This is a genomic window from Lysobacterales bacterium (genome assembly GCA_014946745.1).
Taxonomy (GTDB): Bacteria; Pseudomonadota; Gammaproteobacteria; order Xanthomonadales; family Xanthomonadaceae; genus Aquimonas.
This window is the reverse complement of sequence record JADCRD010000001.1, coordinates 1427275-1444988: the sequence shown is the minus strand read 5'-3', so window position 1 is coordinate 1444988 and position 17714 is coordinate 1427275. Positions and strand designations below refer to the sequence as shown.

Below are 17714 nucleotides of genomic sequence, written 5' to 3'. Positions count from 1 at the left end.
GGAGAAGCAAAAAAGAAATCCGCGCGTTGCGAGTGTCTGCAAACCGTGTAACAGTTCTTAACGCCCACTACGGGGGAGTCGTGGGCGAATGCAGGTTCGGCTGGAAGCCGCTCGTCAGCCTGCACAGGCAGCAAAAAAAGACCAATGCAAAACCAGCGCGCGGGCACCCCCGCGTCAACGGGATTGTCTGGCCCAAAGAATCCTAACCCGAACGAGTCTACGCCCTTCCCCGACGTGCGACCGAAGGATGCGAACGGACCCATGCATACACTCATCGTCTATAGCCACCTCATCGCCGCCTGCATCGCGGTCGGCGTCCTCCTGATGCAGGACCTGGAACTCTCCAAGCTTGGCGGGCGCCGTCTCAACATCGGCGCAGTCAAGGACCTGAAGCGTGCCGCCCAGATCATCCAATGCGCTCTCGGCGCGCTCTGGGCGTCGGGGATCATCCTGGTCGCGGTCGGGGCCTGGAACGACCCCAACTATCTGGCCAACCAGAAGCTTTGGGCCAAGATTGCCGTGGTGGTCGTGCTGACTGCCAATGGCGCGCTTCTCCACTCCTACAGCTTTCCCCGTGTGGTGTCGGCGACGGGTGTCGTCGGTCTGCCCTTTCTGGAAAAGAGTGCGGTCGTAGCGACCGGCGCCGTGTCCACGGTTTCCTGGCTGTTCGCCTGCTACCTCGGCGTCGCTCGGCCGTGGAACCACACCGTGCAATTCGATGGCGTCATGTATCTGTATTTGAGTCTGCTGATGCCGGCCTGCGTCGCGGGGCTGGTATTCATCCACGGCTTCGCCAGAGCCAAACCGGCGAGTCAGCGGCTGCCGCAATCGGCGTCCGGATTCACCCAGTTGAGAGCCGCAGTACTGAGAAGAATTCACTGAGACACGCAGCAACCATAGCGATAAGAAAGACGTTCCCGGCTTCGCCCAATAATAAGAAACACCCTGTCAGACCAGCACCCAACCGGCCGCAAACTCTGAACTTCAGAAGGAGCCCAACATGAAAACGTATGGAGCCACTGCCTCGGCAATGGCGGGACAAAGGAAATACGCCAGGGTCTTGCGACCCTGGCTGCTCGCGCTGATGGGAGTTGCCTGTTCCGGCAACGCATTGGCGCGCTGCGAATACATCGTCACCGCGCAGTGGAACAACGGCTTCACCGCAAACGTCCGCATTACCAATACCCGGACCACTCCCATTGACGGTTGGACGGTGAGCTGGCGCTATGCCGGCGACAATCGCATGACCAGCAACTGGAACGCGACGTTCAGCGGAACCAACCCCTACACGGCGACCAACCTCAGCTGGAACCGCACGATTCAGCCCAACCGGTCCATCGAGTTCGGCGTGCAGGGCAGCAAGGGCCCCGCGGCGGCCGAGATCCCGCAGATCACGGGCGGGGTGTGCGGCAACGCGACTTCGAGCAGCAGCTCCTCTTCAAGCTCCAGCAGCTCTTCGTCCAGTTCGAGCTCGAGCAGCAGCTCAAGCTCGAGCAGCGTTTCCAGCAGCTCCAGCTCAAGCAGCAGCTCCAGCAGCTCCAGCAGTTCGAGTTCCTCGTCCTCGTCGGCCCCGGCACAGGCGGCTTGGCTGCTCGACAGCACGGCTTCGTTCCTGAACTTCGTCACCACGAAGAACCTGCACAACGTCGAAGTGCACACGTTCAACACCTTGACCGGATCGATCGGCAACGACGGCGTTGCCGTGGTGACGATCGACATGAACAGCATCAACTCCGGCGTGATGCTGCGCGATCAGCGTATGCGTGAACTGCTGTTCGAAACCGGCACCCACCCGACCGCTCGCATCCAGGTAGCCGTTCCCACGGCGCTGCTGAACTCGCTGAGCGCCGGCCAATCGACCCAGGCGGACATCACCGCCCGCGTGAACCTGCACGGCGTGGAGAAGAGCTTCACCACGCGCGTTTCGATTCAGCGTCTGACGAACTCGCGTGTGCTCGTCCAGAGCATGGCGCCAGTGATCGCCAAAGCCGCTGACTTCGGAATGGTCGACGGCGTGGAGCGACTGCGTGCGATCGTCAATCTGGTCTCGATCAGCTCGGCTGTCGCTGTCGATTTTTCGTTCGCGTTCAACGCGCGCTAACTGGACGAGGCAAACATCATGAGAACCAAAGCTCTGATCTTGACCGGCGTCGTCCTCGCTTCTGCCGTGAGCCTGCTGACGCCGTCAGCCGCTTCCGCGCAGAGCGCGTGCAGCGTCAACTACCGCACCGTCAACAGCTGGCCTGCGGGCGCCCAGGTGGCGGTCAGCGTCACCAACACGGGTGCGGCCACCAACAGCTGGGAAGTCTGCTGGACCTTCTCGGGTAACGAGACCATCGCGAACCTGTGGGACGGCGTGTTCACCGCCAATGGCAATCGCGTGTGCGTGCGCAATGCCAACTACAACGGCCAGCTGGCCGCGGGCGGCAGCGCCAACTTCGGCTTCATCGTCAACAACCCGGCCGCACAAGTGCCCACCACGTTCAGCGTGAACGGCGTGAACTGCGGTGGCACGGGCGCCCAGTGGCTGGTCGATGGAACCCAGTCCACCCTGCATTTCGTGTCGAAGAAGAACATCGACAACGCGGAAACCCACACCTTCTCGCAGATGAGCGGAACGGTGTCGGCTGCGGGTGCGGCGGTGCTGACGATTCCCCTGACCAGCATCTCGACGGGGATCGAGATCCGCAACACGCGCATGCAGAACCTGCTGTTCGAAACGGCGTATCTGCCCAACCTGCACTTCACGACCCAGCTGAATCTGGCCGCGCTTGAGGCCTTGCCGGTCGGCGGGATCGCCGTGCAGCCGGTCACCGGCACCCTGATGCTGCACGCGGTCAGCCGCAACGTGACCTTCGATGCGGTGATGGTGAAGCACAGCGCGACTCGCTACAGCGTGTCTCCGCGTCGTCCGATCCTGGTCAACGCGGGCGACTACGATCTGGATGCCGGTATCGAAGCGCTGCGCTCGGTGGCTGGCCTCGGTTCGATCGGTGAGCGTGTGCCGGTCTACTTCAAGGTCTTCCTGACCCGCGACAACCCGACCAGTGAACCGCCGACGGCCCTGCCCGGCCAGCCCTCAGCGCCTGAAGGCTTGACTGGCAGCGTCGTGCAAAGCACCGGCAACGTGTCGCTGGCGTGGACGCAGGGCGGTACCGGCACCTCGGGCGTGCTCGTGCGTCGTCGCGGGCCGGACAATCGCTGGACCACGCAGGGCAACCTCGCAGTCAGCGCCCGCGCCTTCGTCGAGCGTCTGCTCGGCAGCAACGGTAACTACGAGTACAAGCTGATCAGCTACAGCGGCAGCGTGCCGTCTGCGGCAAGCATGCCCACTTCGGTGGTCTACAGCGGCAACGCGTCCTCCAGCAGCTCGAGCAGCTCGTCGAGCAGCAGCTCCTCGTCGTCCAGCTCCTCGTCGTCGAGCTCGTCCAGCTCCAGCTCGTCGAGCAGCAGCGGTCCCGGCAACGCCGCCCGCGGCGCCGCGCTCTACAACTCGCAGGGCTGCGTTGCCTGCCACGGCGTGGACGGCGAGCGTGATGCAACGGGTGCCCTGGTGATCTCGCGCCTGAACCCGAACCGGTCTTCGTACCGCCACAGCCAGGACACCCAGGATCGTTCGCTGAAGGACTTCATCGAGCGCTGGATGCCGCAGGGCAACCCGCAGTCCTGCGTGGGTGAGTGCGCGGAAGACATCGCCGCCTACATCATGACCTGGCGTCGTCCGTCCGACGGTATCCCCGACCATCCGGTCGAGTACTTCACCTGCCCCACGCCGAACCAGGCCTATGGCCAGCGCACGCTGCGTCTGCTGACCAAGCTCGAGTACCAGCGTTCGGTGGGCGATCTGGTGGGCTACACCGAGGACGTGACCTCGCGTCTGCCGGATGACTTCAACGCCGGCACCTTCCTCAGCAACAACACCCTGCTTGTCGACCGCACCCGCTACACCAGCTACATCACCACCGCGGAGCGCATCGCCGACAACGTGGCCACCCGCTGGAACGCAGTGCTGTCCTGCAACCCGGACGCCAATTGCGCCAACCGTCTGGTGACCGACCTGGCCCCGCGCATCTTCCGTCGTCCGCTGACCACCGACGAGCGCACCACCTACCTCGCCGTGGCACAGGGCACGACGGGCGGACGCACGCCGGCCGAAGGCATGAAGGTGGCGCTGGCGGGCATGCTCTCGTCGCCGCAGTTCCTGTACCGCTCCGAGCTGGGCGAGCGCGTGGGTGATGTCTACAAGCTCACCGGCTACGAGATGGCGACCTACCTCAGCTACACCTTTGTCGGCACGACGCCCAGCGCTGCACTGCTGGCCGCCGCCGGACGCGGTGAACTGGATACGCCGGCGGGTGTGCGCCAGCACGCAGCCACCCTGCTCAACACCCCGCAGGCGCGCGCCTTGCTGACCAACTTCGTTAACCGCTGGATCGGCACCGAGCAGCTGGAGATCAAGGAAAAGACGGGCTTCCCGAACTTCGCGCAGCTGGCGAACGACATGAAGCTTGAGCTGGGCAAGAACTTCTCGCAGGGCATGCTCGACTCCACCGCGACCTTCGCGACCCTGTACAAGCCGGCCTACACCCACGTCAACCAGCGTCTGGCGACCCTGTACGGGCTGCCCTTCACTGGCGCGGGTGCGGACGCCGACGGTTTCGTGCGCACGGCGACCAACGACCGCGGCGGCATCCTGATGTCGGGTGCTTTCCTGTCGCGCTATGCCACCAACACCGAGTCGAACCTGGTGACGCGTGCGGTGGCCCTGCGGCGCCGTCTGATGTGTCAGGACATCCCGGAACCGCCCTCGGGCGTCAGCCTGGATCGCGAAGCCCTGGCCGCGCAGGACCGCGAGTTCTTCAACAACCCGCGCACCACCCAGCGCATGATCTACGACCGCATCACGATGGGCACCAGCTGCTCGGAGTGCCACGCCGAGATCATCAACCCGCTGGGCGGTGGCCTGGAGAACTTCGACGCTGTGGGCCGCATCCGCACCACGGACGCGCGCAACAACCCGATCAACGCCAGCGGCACGTTCTTCTCGCCCTTCCCGCAGCTGCAGTTCCTGGGCGATCCGGATCGCGTCATCAACTCGCCGGCGATCACCTTCAACGGTGGCGTCAGCCTGGTGACCAAGATCGTGGAAGACCCGAAGGTGTCGGGCCTGGCACAGACCTGTCTCGCCACCCAGTTCGTCAGCTACAGCTCGGGCATCCACACGATCTTCCTGATCGACTCCGATCGCGATGTCGGCTACGCCCGCATCAGCGAACAGGAAGAAGCGGCTTACCGCTGCAACGTCGGCAACCTGCGCGACGTGCTCGTGAACCGCGGCCCGCGCGCGATGCTGGAAGAGATCCCCGCCCTGCAATCCGTGATGTATCGCAAGGAGTGGGCGCGCTAAGCGCGCCCTCTCCTCCCGACACGTCCACACAACGATTTGGAGTGAGCAGAATGAAACACACGGACTGCTTCGACAAAGAGCGCCGCAGCTTTCTTCGCCTGATTGGCCAGGCTGGCATCTCTGCCAGCTTGATCAAGGCCTCCAGCGTGCTCGCCGGCGTCATGCTGGCGCGCACCTCGGAAGCCCAGTCTGCAGTGCCGAACAAGCACTGCCTGGTCTTCTCCGGCGGCGGCTGTCATCCCACCCGCTGGTTCGCCAATGGCTCCACCCTGCCGATCCAGTCGGCACCGCTGCAGACCCAGTTCAGCCGCATCGCCATGATTCGTAACGCATCGCTCAGCGGTGCGGGCCACGGCGTGATGTTCCACCGCTTCAACAACGGCAGCTGGTCGCAGGACAGCTTCGACGTGAACCTGGGCCGCACCATCGGCGCCAACTTCCCGGTGCGCTACCTCAACTTGGGCACGACGGCCGAATCCAACCTCAGTCGCGAAGGCAACGCCGGCAAGCCGACCATCACCAGCCCGCGCGCAGCCCTGGACATCCTGTTCGCGGGCGGCGGTACCAACACCGGCGGCGGCACGCCGCCGCGGCGCTCGGTGGTGGATCTGCACTTCGCTGCCATCAACAGCCTGCGCACCAAGCTGGGCCAGCACGAGTTGCAGAAGCTGGACAGCCACTTCACCGCGATCCGCGAAATCGAGCGGACCCTCGACAGCGGCGGCAGCACGCCGCCGCCTAGCGGCTCCTGCCCGCAGCCGCCGAACACCGCGGTGACTGGCTTCGACGCCACGGCCAAGCTGCAGGCCGAAATCGCGGCGCTCGCACTCAGCTGCAACCTGACCGCCTCGGTGTCGGTCGCGTTCGGATCCGACTCGCACAACCATTTCCTGGACGTGCTGGGCCGCGAATCGCACCAGTCGCACCACAACCAGGGCAACAACCCGCAGGCCTACCACGACGACATCGCCTACATGGCCAGCCTGACCCGTCACCTGCTGGAGCGCTTCGACGCGCGTGGCCTGCTGCCGACCACGATCGTGACCCAGGTATCGGACATGGGCGACGCCGACTCGCACGGCAACAGCAATGTGCCGATGCTGGTCGCAGGTGGCGGTATCACTGGTGGCCGGGTCGTGGATGCCGGTGGGCGCACGCAGTCGGAGCTCTATCAGACGATCGGCCTCAGGCTGCGCGCCGATCAGAGCCCCAACGGCGCGGCCTACCGCAACTGGTCGAGCGCAACCATCGCCGGCCTGTAACTCCGCTTCACGCTACCCCTCGTTTGCTTGCGGCATTTGCGTATCCCGCCCGCGACCCTCCGTGATCGGAGGGCCGCGGGCTCGTTCCCGGGAAGCCCGCGTTCAGGGGCTTCCCGTTTTTCTTTTGGGCCCGGCCTGCCCCAGAATCGCGCTCACGCCGGCCGGAGGATGTTCTGGCGGCCACCGACCCAGCGCTTGGGGTAGCTCTATTGACCGCCACACCGCCTGAGCCTGCCGCGCAGGTATCGCCGGCGCCCTGGATCTGGGGCGCAGGTCTGATTTCGCTGTGCCTGTTCGCTCTCGATGCCTGGTCGCCGCAGTTCGGCTGGCTGGCACGACCGCTGGTCTGGCTGGGCACTCTGTTTCACGAGCTGGGCCACGGCCTGGCCGCGCTGGCCCTGGGCGGCGAACTTGTGCAACTCGCGATCTATCCCGATGGCTCCGGTGTCGCAGTCCATCGCGGCGTCTACTCGGCGTTCGACCGGGCTCTTATCGCAGCAGCCGGGCCGCTGGGCGCGCCGCTGGCGGGCCTCGCCCTGTTTGTAGCGCTGGGACACCGCTACGCCATCCGCCTTCTGCTGATCCTCCTCGCGGCCTTTCTCGCGCTCGCCCTGCTCCTGTGGGTGCGAAACCTGTTCGCGCTGGGCTTCGTCACCGCCCTCTGCGTGGGCCTCGCCCTGATCGCATGGCGTGGCGACGAGCGCACGCTCTACGCCGTGGCCGCATTTCTCGGCGTCGAAATGAGCCTGTCGGCCTTTTCGCGCATGGACTATCTCTTCAGCGCAGGCGCCGTGACTGGCGCAGGAGCTCTGCCCTCGGACACAGCGCAGATTGCCGAGGCGCTCGGCTTCAGCCACTGGTTCTGGGGCAGCGTGCTCGCGATTGCCTGCCTTGGCGTGGTTGCCGTGGGGCTGTGGCGGGCGCTTCGCCTCGCCGCTGTTCGCAGCCGCTAGGGACGGCGCGCTCCCGGATCGAGCACGCACGTGCTGGATCCAGCGTGAGTGAGTCCAGACCCGCGCCGTCTGATCAACTCCGGGAGGGCGTTGATCAGACTTGGCGTAGAAGCCTGCGCCGCACAGCCGGAGCCGCTTCGCCTGCGGCGACCGAAAGCGCTCACGCGCGCAGCCAAGCGGCGCGCTGTAGGTGGGTTCGCCGAAACGCACTCCGCGGCTTAGCTCGCTCAGCCCGCGGGCAGCTGCCGATCAGGTCTGCGCCGCGCGCTTGCGGCGGGCGTCTTTCGGATCGATCAGCAAAGGCCTGTAGACCTCGACGCGGTCGCCGTCGCGAAGCACATGGCCCGGCCCGACAGCCTGGGCGAAGACACCCAGATCGGGTTCGGACCGAGCCAGCTCGACCACCCGAACACGCAGGCCCGAAGCTTCGAAGGCCTGCAGCGCGGTGGTGCCTGCGGGCAGGGTCAGACTCACCCGCCAGGCGCGCTCGGGTCGGGCGTACGTCACTTCCACGCGGATTGTCTCGGCGTTGGGCGCGGGCGACAGGGGCGCGCCGGCGGGTGCCAGTGTTGGATGGGCGCTGGTGCCCGCGGGCTCAGCCGCCATGACGCTGCGCCTCGCGCACGAAGTCATCCACCATGCGGTCCGCCAGCGCTTGAAACCCAAGTGCCAGCGCGCTGCCGACCAGCCGGCCGGCGGTTTCGAAGCTCAGACTCAGCTCCACTTTGCTGGCGTCTTCGGCCAGGGCGGTGAAAACCCAGGAGCCGGCCAGCTTGGTGAACGGGCCTTCGACGAGCTGCAGCTCGATACGCTGCGGCCGCAGCAAGCGGTTGCGCGTGGTGAAGGCGGTGCGCAGCCCACCCAGCTTCAGGTCCAGCCGGGCCAGCATCTCGGTGTCGCTGCGCTCGATGATGCGCGCGGCTTCGCACCAGCCGAACCGCTGCGGATACGCCTCGACCTCGTTGACCAGGTCGAACATGTGCGCGGCGGGTCGGCGCACGAGCGCGCTGCGGGCGATCTGGGTCATGAGCGATGCGCTGAAGTGAAGGCCGGACTGCATGGGGCTCGCCGTAGCCGCCCACCTGCGCCACAATCGCGGGTTCGAGCGTGGGACCAGGCCATGAGCAAGAAGAAAAGCAAGGATAGCGGAAGCGGCACGATCGCCCTCAACAAAAAGGCGCGCTTCGACTTCAAGCTGGAGGACCGCTATGAGGCCGGCATCGAGCTGCAGGGCTGGGAGGTCAAGGCCTTGCGCGCGGGGCGGATCAGCTTCAACGAGAGCTACGCCATCGTGCGTGGCGGCGAGATATTCCTGTTCGGTGCCCAGATCACGCCGCTCAACTCAGCCTCGACCCATGTGCTGGCGGACGACCGCCGCACGCGCAAGCTGCTGCTGCACAAGCGCGAGATCAACAAGCTGATCGGCGCAGTCGAGCGAGAGGGCTACACCCTGATCCCCACCGCCCTGTACTGGAAGAACAACCGGGTGAAGTGCGAAGTCGCCCTTGCCGAAGGCAAGAAGGAACACGACAAGCGCGCCGCCAGCAAGGAGCGCGACTGGCAGCGTGACAAGCAGCGCGTCATGCGGCGCCACAACCCCAACGCCTGAAGCCACAGCGTCTCGCCGGTTCGATCAGGCCGTGCTTGAACCCGCGGAAGCGATGGCCTCGACGCCGCACTCGCGAGCACGGATCAAGCTCTGGAAGGGCTTGATCCGTGGTGCGCTAGAACCACTCGGTTCGCATGGCGAAGAACGAATCCTCGAAGCCCGCCACCAGCCCAATCGCGTGCATCGCGGTGGGCAGCTCCTGAGCCAGAAAGTAGCGGCAGGTTTGCAGTTTGCCCTTCAGGAAATCGGCGTCGCCCTGACCCGCATAGAGAAGCTTCTGAGCGGCCAGGGCCTGGCGCAGCCACAGCCAGCCCACCACCGCATGACCGGCGGCATGCAGATAGTGGCTGGCGTTGGCGAGCGCCAATCCGGCTTCACCGCGCTGCATGCGCGAAGCCACCCCGGCGGCGGCGACGCCGACTTTCTGCATCAGCACGCGCAGCATCACGGTCGCATCGACCCACTCGGGAAGCTCGGCTGCTTCAGCCAGGGTGGCTTCGATGCGCTGGCCCAGCAGACGTAGCGCCGCCCCCTGCTCCGCCAGCGCCTTGCGTGCCAGCAGGTCAATGGCCTGAATGCCGTTGGTGCCTTCATGGATCGGATTGAGGCGGTTGTCGCGCCAGAGCTGCTCGACCGGATATTCGCGGGTGTAGCCGTAACCCCCGAGTACCTGGATCGCGTGGTCCGAGGCCTGCACGCCGAACTCCGAGCACCAGCCCTTGACGATGGGCGTCAGCAGATCGAGCAGACGGACGGCCTCTTCGCTTTCGTTCACTGCGTGAGCTTTCAGATCGACCAGGCTGGCTGCATACAGGCAGAGCGCGTAGCCGCCTTCGACCAGGGCGCGCTGGCGCAGCAGCAGGCGACGCACGTCGGCGTGCTCGATGATGGCGACGGGCTTGGACTCCGGGTCGCGGTTGTCGATCGGCCGCCCCTGCAGGCGCTCGCGGGCGTACTGCAGCGCGTACAGATAGCCGCGGTAGGCGAGCATGATCGCGCCGATGCCGACGCCAATCCGGGCCTCGTTCATCATGTGGAACATCGCCGCGAGCCCCTGATGCGGCTTGCCGACCAGCTCCGCCACACACTCGCCGCGTTCGCCGAACTTGAGCACGGTGTTGACGATGCCCCGCTGACCCAGCTTGTGGTTCAAGCCGGCCAGCTGCACGTCGTTGCGTTCGCCCACCTGACCATCGGCGCCGATGTGGTTGCGGGGCACCGCGAACAGGCTGATGCCGCGGGTGCCGGCCGGTGCGCCTTCGATACGCGCCAGCACGAGGTGGATGATGCTCTCGCCCAGCGTGTGCTCGCCGCTGGAGATCCACATCTTCTGGCCTTCGAGGCGATAGCTGCCGTCGGCCTGCGCAATCGCACGGGTGCGGATATCGCCCAGCGAGCTGCCGGCCTGCGGCTCGGACAGACACATCGTGCCGAAGAAGCGGCCCGCCAGCAGTGGCTCGGCGTAGCGGCGGATCTGCTCGGGCGTACCGTGGGCCAGCAGCAGATGCGCGGCACCGCGCGTCAGCAGGCCGTAGCCCGCCGCGGCCGTGTTGGCACCCATGAACAGGCCGTCGGCGGCCAGCGCCACCGTGTAGGGCAAGCCGAGGCCGCCATGGTCGGTGGGCGCGGCGGCGGCATTGAAGCCGCCTTCGGCATAGGCCCGGGTCACCTCGCGGGTGGAGGCCGGCAGCAGCACTTCGCCATCGACGAAGCGCGGCTCATCGCGGTCGGCCTCGGCGGCCTGCGGCAGGAAGACTTCCGCCGCCAGCGTGTGAGCGGCTTCAAGCACGGCCACCACCGAGTCCTCGCTGTGCTCGGCGAACGTCGGCAGGCGCAGCAGGGCCGGCAGATCGAGCACCTGGTTGAGCATGAAGTGCTGATTGCGGAGATCGACCAGAGGACTCGGGCTCATCCAGGCATCCATGAGAGGACTCAGCCACGAAGCCTAGCAGCGCCAGCGCGCGCGATACCGAGTTGCCGGGCTAAAGTTTCCGAAGTCCTCGCCGCTACTCCGTCCAGCGGAACTCCAACTCCGCAGACCAGAGGAGAACGGCCATGCGCATCGTTGCCACCGAACTGCAGCTCGCCTCCGCACGCGAGTTCCGTCAATCGGAAACCCGCCAGGAGCGTCTGGAACTGCGCATCGGCCCACCCCCGCTGGCCCGGCCAGAGATAGAGCTGTCGGCGCGCGGCCGAGAGCTCGCCCTGCAGGTGGGCGCAAGCGAATCGCCGCTGCTCGCGCCTGAGGAAGTCGCTGCCACCGACGAGGCCGGCGCGCGTAACGATCCCAATCTCGGCCTGCTGATCCGCCTGATCGAAACCCTGACCGGACGGCCGGTGAAGCTGTTCGATGCGAGCCAGCTCAATGCTACGGCGACAGAAGACCCCGCGCTCACAGCGCCGCCGACGTCGTCAGGTCCGTCGGCCGCGTCCGCCCAGAGCGACCCCGGCTTCAGCGTGGACTACCAGCTCCGCGCCACCCGCAGCGAGTACGAGCGCACCAGCGTCAGCGCGCAGGGCGAGGTGCTGACCGCGGATGGCGCGCGCATCCGCTTTGCGTTGAACCTCTCGATGGAACGCGCCTTCAGCGAGACCGTCGAGCTGCGCCTCCAGGCCGGCGCTGCGGCCCAGCGCAAGGATCCGCTGGTGATCAACTTCGACGGGCGCGCCGCCCAGCTTGGCGATCAGCGTTTCGAGTTCGACCTTGATGCCGACGGCCAGACCGAGGCCCTGCCGATGCTGCGCTCGGGCAGCGGCTTCCTTGCCTTCGACCGTAACGCCGACGGCCGCGTCAACGACGGCCGCGAGCTGTTCGGGGCGAAGACCGGCGATGGCTTCGGCGAACTGCTGGCCTTCGATTCCGATGGCAATGGCTGGATCGACTCGGGCGATACGATTTTCGGCCGGCTGCGGGTGTGGATGCCCGATCCCACCGCACCGGAAACCGGAAACCGCTCGCGCGAAGAAGACCAACGCCGCAGCGGCGGCCAGCTGTTGACGCTGGAAGAAGCCGGCGTGGCGGCGATCAGCCTGCGCCCGATCAGCAGCGCCTTCGATCTGCGCGGCGCCAACAACAGCGACCTGGGTCAAGTGCGTAGCACCGGGCTGTACCTGAGCACGGCGGCCACTGCCGGCGCAGTGCAGCAGATCGATCTGACCGTCTGAGCAGGGTTTCCCGCGCGCGCATTGATCGAGCGAAGACGGATCCCGCGGAAGCGAATCCCGTTCGCGCCGGACGTGATCCAGGTTGCCCTGAATCCGCGTGCGGAGCGCAGCTGTGATCACAGAATCGGCGACGTCGTCGGCGAGCGCCGCAGAATTCAGCGGGACGGAGGCAGACGAGGCGCGTACGGATTAGACTCGCCGGCCTGCCACCCCGTGATCCGCCGGAGTCCTGCATGCAGTTCGACGCTCTCTTCGACCACGCCAGTGCCCTGCCCACGGTACCCAAGGTGGTCCAGGAGTTGATCAGCAGCCTCGACGACGACAACGTGATGATCGGCGAACTCGCGCCGAAGATCGCGGCCGACCCGGTCCTGTCGGCGCGTTTGCTGCGGCTTGCGAACTCGGCCTACTACCATCCGCCGCGGCCGATCGGGACGATTGACGACGCCCTGCGCATGCTGGGCTTTTCGACCGTGCGCACCCTGGTGATCAGTGCGGGCCTGACCAGCAGCTTCCGTCCGATTCCGGGCCTCGACCTCGCCGCGTTCTGGCGCTACAGCCTGAAGGCCGCGGTGATCGGCCGCTGGCTGGCCAAGCCTGCCGGCGTCGATCCGAACCAGGCCTTCACCGTCGGCCTGATGCACGCGATCGGCCAGCTGGTCATGCATGCGGCCATGCCCGAAAAGATGCTCGCTGTCTCACGCGTGGCCGGCGGCTTCGACCCACGCCGCAGCGATGTCGAGCGTCACTCCTTCGGCTACAGCTTCCCGCAGGTCGGCGCTCGTCTGGCCGAGCTGTGGCGCTTCCCGGGCGTCTACTCGGCCGCACTCCTGGCCTGGAACGAGCCGCTGGAGCTGGCCGAGTTCGATCGCTTGGCGGCCGTCATCCATGTCGCCGCGTGGCGCGCCCGCTGCGATGAGAACGGGCTGGATCCCGACGAGATCGCCGGCACCCTGCCCGCGCAGGTGCTGGACGCGCTGGAGCTCGACGATGCTCTGCTGGAGGACATGCCCAGCCCGCGTGAGCTGAGCTCCGAGTTCGAGAGCCTGATCGGCTGAGCGACAGGCTTCAGCCGGTCGCTGCAGCGCCACCCAGCACGCCCATGAAGCCGCGGTAGTAGGCCAGCTCGGCGACCGACTCGCGGATGTCCGACAGCGCCGTGTGCGCGCCGTTCTTCTTCAGGCCCTGCGCCACCTGCGGGGCCCAGCGCTTTGCCAGCTCCTTGACCGTCGACACGTCGAGGTTGCGGTAGTGGAAGTAGCGCTCAAGCAAGGACATCTCGCGCGCCAGGAAACGGCGGTCCTGGCAGATGCTGTTGCCGCACATCGGCGACTTGCCGGCCGGCACCCAGAGCTTCAGGAACTCGATCGTGCGCGCCTCGGCCTCGGCCATCGTCACCTGCGACTCGACCACGCGCTGCCACAGGCCAGAGCGGGTGTGGGTGTCGCGGTTCCAGTCGTCCATCGCCTGCAGACGCTCGACCGGATGGTGGATGGCGATCTCCGGGCCTTCAGCCAGGACGTTCAGCTCGCTGTCGGTCACCAGGGTGGCGATCTCGATGATGCTGTCGCGGTCGGTGTCGAGACCGGTCATTTCCAGATCGATCCAGATCAGGCGGCTGTCGGGCGGCAGGATGGCGGCATTCACGCAGAAGAGTCCTTGGGTTCGGAGAGCTTGGTTTGCGCCCGGCGGGCGCGGAAGAAATCGCGCAGCAGCGCGCTGGACTCGTCGGCCAGCACGCCGCGACAGACGTCGACGCGATGGTTGTGGCGCGGCGAGGTCAGCAGATCGAAGACGCTGACAACCGCGCCCGTCTTGGGGTCGTCCGCGGCGTACACCACGCGCGCCACGCGCGCATGGACCAAGGCCATCGCGCACATCGCGCAGGGCTCCAGAGTGACGTAGAGCGTGCTGCCGGTGAGGCGATAGTTGCGCTGTGCGCGGCCGGCTTCGCGCAGGGCGACGATCTCGGCATGCGCACTCGGGTCGTGGTCGCTGATGGTGCGGTTCAGGCCGCGACCGATGCACTGCCCGGCCGCATCGACCAGCACCGCGCCCACCGGCACCTCGCCAAGCGTGTCGCGCGCCGCCTCCGCCAACGCGAGCGCCTCGCGCATCCATGCCAGGTCGCGCTCGCTGGGAATGCTGGCAAGAGGGTGGAGCGCTGGATTCACGGGGCGGATGCATCGTGCGATGGCGGGGCGCGCATTGTCCCCTGTCGCGCCGCCGGCGTGAATGCCGGGCCTGTATCCGTCGCCTGCGAGGCCCCTGCAGGGCGCGAACAGCGGATCCGGGCGAGGGAAGGGCCGCAGCCGACCTGCCAAGGCATGCGCTGGGCCGGCGCGGGCTCGCTGCGGGTGCAGAGGGTCGGCAGCAGCTCTCGATCGGCGTTTCGACGAGGCTCAGTCGGCGTCGGGGTCCAGCGCGCGGGCCTGAATGCGGTCGAGATAGCTGTCGAGCTCTTCCACCGAGCGGAAAATCTCCCGCACCGGCACCGCCTTGACGATGTCGAACACCTTCTGCACCTGCGGCTGTGGGTTCACCACCAGCACCCTGCCCTCGCGAAGGCCAAGCGCCTTCCGCGCGCGGAAGATCGAGCGCAGTCCGGCGCTGCTGATGTAGTCGACATGCTGCAGGTCGAGCACCAGATTTTGCAGGTCGACGTCGTCGAGCAAGGGCTGCAGCTCACGGTCGAGATCGGTGTGATTGCTGCTGTCGAGGCGACCCGAGATCCATACGTGGGCGCGCGTCGGCTCGGTCTTCTGGATGCGGATCTCGAGGTTCATGTGGGTGTCCGGTTTCGCAGGGAATCAGGGGTCAGGTCAGGATCGAGCGTCACGGCTGCGATACGTCGCTGCGGGGCAGCCAGAGAGTGAGGCGGTTCACGCCGTTGCAGCGTTCGTAGCGGACGTCCTGGCCCAGCTCTCGCACCAGCAGAACGCCCAGCCCACCGATGCCGCGCTCTTCGATGGGCATGTCGACGTCAGGCAGGTTCTGTGCCAGAGGATCGAAGGGCAGGCCGTCGTCTTCAAAGCGCAGGCGAATGCGATCAGCGCACAGCTCGAAGCCCACCATCACCGCCACCCCAGAGGCACCGTGGCAGCCGTGGGTGAGCGCATTGCTCACGATCTCTTCGGCGACCAGCCGGACATCGTGCTGGGTCTCCGCCTCCAGCCCCAGATCAGTCAGTGTTTCCTCGAGCTCCTGCAGAAGATCCGGCAGCGCCGACAGCCCGCGCGAAGGCAGCACGCCCAGCTCACCGGCTTGCGCCTGTCCGGCAAGCGGACGCTGCAGGCAGAGCAAGGTGAGGTCGTCGGCCGGGCTGGCCTGACGGTGCTGCTGCACGGCGGCGGTCAGCGCGTCGACGCAGATCTGGGGATCGGGATCACGCAAGGCCTCCAGAACCTCGGCGATGCGCGCTTCGCCGAAGGCTTCGGCGTGCGCGTCCTCCGCTTCGCTCAGACCATCGGTGAACATCAGCAGCGAGTCCCCTCGAAGCAGACGCAGACGCACCTCGGGATACTCCGCGCTTTCCTCGAAGCCCAGCGCCGGTCCGGTCTCAAGCGCCACGGTCTGCACACGGCCGTCGCGGGTGCGCAGCAAGGGCGGATCATGGCCCGCGCTGGCCAGGCTGAGCTGCCCCGAGTCGAGCTCCAGTCTGCCCACCAGCACGGTAACGAACATGCCGCCGGGATTGTCCTGGGCGAGCACTCGCCCCACCCGTTGGAGGGTCTCGGCTGGCGTCTCCGCCCGGGCGGCGCCCGGCTCCAGCAAGGTCATGGTTCGCGCCATGAACAGCGCGGCCGGGACGCCCTTGTCAGACACGTCGCCGATGAAGAACACCACGCAATCGGAATCGATTGACAGCACGTTGAAGAAGTCGCCGCCGACCGCGCGCATCGGTTCGAGCAGCGCCGCCAGTCTCAGTCGCGGCCAGCCCTCGAGTCGACTGCGTGAGGGCAGCATCGCCATCTGGATCTCGCGCGCGGCGTCGAGTTCACCTTCGGCGCGCAGGGCTTCGGCGCGGGCCTCGGCAAGTTCGGCGCGCAGCGCCGATTCCTTGGCGAACTCCTCCTGCAGCTGCTGGTAGCTCTCGCCAAGCCGCTGACCGAGACGCAGGAAGGCCGACTCCAGTCGCGCCAGCTCGCTGAGCGCGCTGCGGTGTCGAAAGCGCTCGGGGTGGCTCGACAGCGAGAGCCGATCCATGCGCAGGGCAATGTCCTCCAGAGGACGCAGAAAACGCTGCACGAAGCGACGGCCAGCGAACAGGGCGAGCGCCGCCATTGCCAGAAGCGCCAGCACGACCACGGCAAGATCCAGCAGGGTGCGCTGCAGCAGCGCCTGCCGCGGCATCAGCGCAAGCACGCGCCAGCCGAGGCTGGTCGGCTGTTCGAGCAGCAGCACATCGCCCTCCAGACCGGGAATCTGCGGGCTCTGGAAGCGCGGCAGGCTGAGCGGCAGCTCCCGACTCAAGTCTTCGGGGGCAATCTCCAGGGGCTTGAGACCGAGCCCGGGGCTGGCCCAGGCGATCCGCGCCTCGGGATCGAGAATCACGAGGCCCAGGCCCTCCGAGTGACTCGCGGCGGCAAACGCGGAACTCAGTTCCTCCACTCGGATGGAGCCCTGCACCACGCCGTTGAATCGACCGTCGGCGAGCATGATCGGCGCCGACACGGCGCACAGCGGGTCTTCGCCGAAACCGCGGCCCTGGAACACGCTGCTGACCAGGGGCGCCCCGTTCTCTCTAGGCTCTTGGAAGTAGGCGCGATCGGAAACGTCGATGCCATACCAGATCGCGCGATCGATGCCGGTGCGGTTGTCGAAGGAGCCGGCGATCACCCGGCCCTCGGCGTCGGTCGCCAGCATGGTCAGGAAGTCGGGGAACGCCGCCCGAGTACGCTCCAGTCGCGCCACCAGGTCGCCCTCATCGCCGGGCGAGCGTGCGAACTCGCTGGCGAGCTGCTGCACGGCGCTGCGGTGGGCGATCAGGAACAGATCCAGATCGGCGCTGGCAGCCGTCACCGCTGCACCCAGCGAGGTCTTGGCCTGATTGAGGCGCACCAGGTAGTCGCCGGCGCCCGCAACCACGCCCAGCAGCAGCAGCGGCAGCAGGCCAAAGCCGGCCAGCGCGCGGGTCAGCGTGCGCTGCAGGCTGGTTCGGGCGGGCACGGACTCGGACAGCTCGCGCGACGTCAAATTGTCGCCGTCAGTTGGGAACGGATTCTGCATTGAGCCCCCTGGGTCGCGCGCAATCCGCTGTGGATCACGCGGCACGACGGATGTGCTCGCGCTGCAACCATCGTGCCGGCCCTACTCCG

15 protein-coding genes are annotated in these 17714 nt (G+C 66.7%); 8 read left to right on the top strand and 7 right to left on the bottom strand.

The genetic code is table 11. From position 1 onward, the window contains the following. Nucleotides 1–261 precede the first annotated feature (261 nt). The 5 genes from H4O13_05740 (at nt 262) to H4O13_05720 (ending at nt 7622) form a co-directional block, all read left to right on the top strand. A complete protein-coding gene (locus tag H4O13_05740; protein ID MBE5314890.1) occupies nt 262–882 on the top strand; it encodes a DUF2214 domain-containing protein in 621 nt (206 codons plus the stop codon). A gap of 118 nt (nt 883–1000) precedes the next feature. Then, entirely contained in the window at nt 1001–2101 is a 1101-nt protein-coding gene (locus tag H4O13_05735; GenBank protein MBE5314889.1) for a cellulose binding domain-containing protein, read from the top strand. Between the two features lie 18 nt (nt 2102–2119). Then, entirely contained in the window at nt 2120–5407 is a 3288-nt protein-coding gene (locus H4O13_05730) for a DUF1592 domain-containing protein (protein ID MBE5314888.1), read from the top strand. Nucleotides 5408–5457: 50 nt separating this feature from the next. Beyond that, nucleotides 5458–6669 (top strand): DUF1552 domain-containing protein, encoded by a 1212-nt coding sequence (locus H4O13_05725; protein MBE5314887.1) that lies wholly within the window; start codon nt 5458–5460, stop codon nt 6667–6669. 209 nt (nt 6670–6878) lie between these two features. Then, nucleotides 6879–7622, top strand: coding sequence for a M50 family metallopeptidase (locus tag H4O13_05720; GenBank protein MBE5314886.1), 744 nt, complete (start codon nt 6879–6881; stop codon nt 7620–7622). A 249-nt stretch (nt 7623–7871) separates the two neighbouring features. Here the strand turns inward: H4O13_05720 and H4O13_05715 are convergent, their stop codons facing one another. Further along, nucleotides 7872–8228, bottom strand: coding sequence for an RnfH family protein (locus H4O13_05715; protein ID MBE5314885.1), 357 nt, complete (start codon nt 8226–8228; stop codon nt 7872–7874). Then, nucleotides 8218–8649 (bottom strand): type II toxin-antitoxin system RatA family toxin, encoded by a 432-nt coding sequence (locus H4O13_05710; protein ID MBE5314884.1) that lies wholly within the window; start codon nt 8647–8649, stop codon nt 8218–8220. Before H4O13_05710 ends, H4O13_05715 begins: the two co-directional genes overlap by 11 nt. Before the next feature lie 93 nt (nt 8650–8742). Here H4O13_05710 and smpB point away from each other — a divergent pair, with 93 nt between their 5' ends. Next, complete coding sequence (smpB, locus tag H4O13_05705) at nt 8743–9231, top strand: SsrA-binding protein SmpB (GenBank protein MBE5314883.1); 489 nt, start codon at nt 8743–8745, stop codon at nt 9229–9231. A gap of 115 nt (nt 9232–9346) precedes the next feature. Here the strand turns inward: smpB and H4O13_05700 are convergent, their stop codons facing one another. After that, on the bottom strand, nt 9347–11143 hold the full coding sequence (locus H4O13_05700) for an acyl-CoA dehydrogenase (protein MBE5314882.1): 1797 nt from the start codon (nt 11141–11143) through the stop codon (nt 9347–9349). 143 nt (nt 11144–11286) lie between these two features. Here H4O13_05700 and H4O13_05695 point away from each other — a divergent pair, with 143 nt between their 5' ends. Both H4O13_05695 and H4O13_05690 read left to right on the top strand, forming a co-directional pair. Continuing rightward, the gene (locus tag H4O13_05695) at nt 11287–12396 is read left to right on the top strand and encodes a hypothetical protein (GenBank protein MBE5314881.1); all 1110 of its coding nucleotides are present in this window, start codon (nt 11287–11289) and stop codon (nt 12394–12396) included. Between the two features lie 233 nt (nt 12397–12629). Continuing rightward, nucleotides 12630–13454: an HDOD domain-containing protein gene (locus H4O13_05690; protein MBE5314880.1), complete on the top strand. Its 825-nt coding sequence runs from the start codon at nt 12630–12632 to the stop codon at nt 13452–13454. Between the two features lie 10 nt (nt 13455–13464). Here H4O13_05690 and orn read toward each other — a convergent pair whose 3' ends face one another. The 4 genes from orn to H4O13_05670 all read right to left on the bottom strand — a co-directional run bounded on the left by orn (nt 13465) and on the right by H4O13_05670 (nt 17565). Then, the gene (gene orn / locus H4O13_05685) at nt 13465–13989 is read right to left on the bottom strand and encodes an oligoribonuclease (GenBank protein ID MBE5314879.1); all 525 of its coding nucleotides are present in this window, start codon (nt 13987–13989) and stop codon (nt 13465–13467) included. A gap of 50 nt (nt 13990–14039) precedes the next feature. Next, the gene (gene tadA, locus H4O13_05680) at nt 14040–14513 is read right to left on the bottom strand and encodes a tRNA adenosine(34) deaminase TadA (GenBank protein MBE5314878.1); all 474 of its coding nucleotides are present in this window, start codon (nt 14511–14513) and stop codon (nt 14040–14042) included. Nucleotides 14514–14798: 285 nt separating this feature from the next. Further along, nucleotides 14799–15182: an STAS domain-containing protein gene (locus H4O13_05675; protein ID MBE5314877.1), complete on the bottom strand. Its 384-nt coding sequence runs from the start codon at nt 15180–15182 to the stop codon at nt 14799–14801. 49 nt (nt 15183–15231) lie between these two features. Continuing rightward, on the bottom strand, nt 15232–17565 hold the full coding sequence (locus H4O13_05670; GenBank protein ID MBE5314876.1) for a SpoIIE family protein phosphatase: 2334 nt from the start codon (nt 17563–17565) through the stop codon (nt 15232–15234). Between the last annotated feature and the right edge of the window lie 149 nt (nt 17566–17714).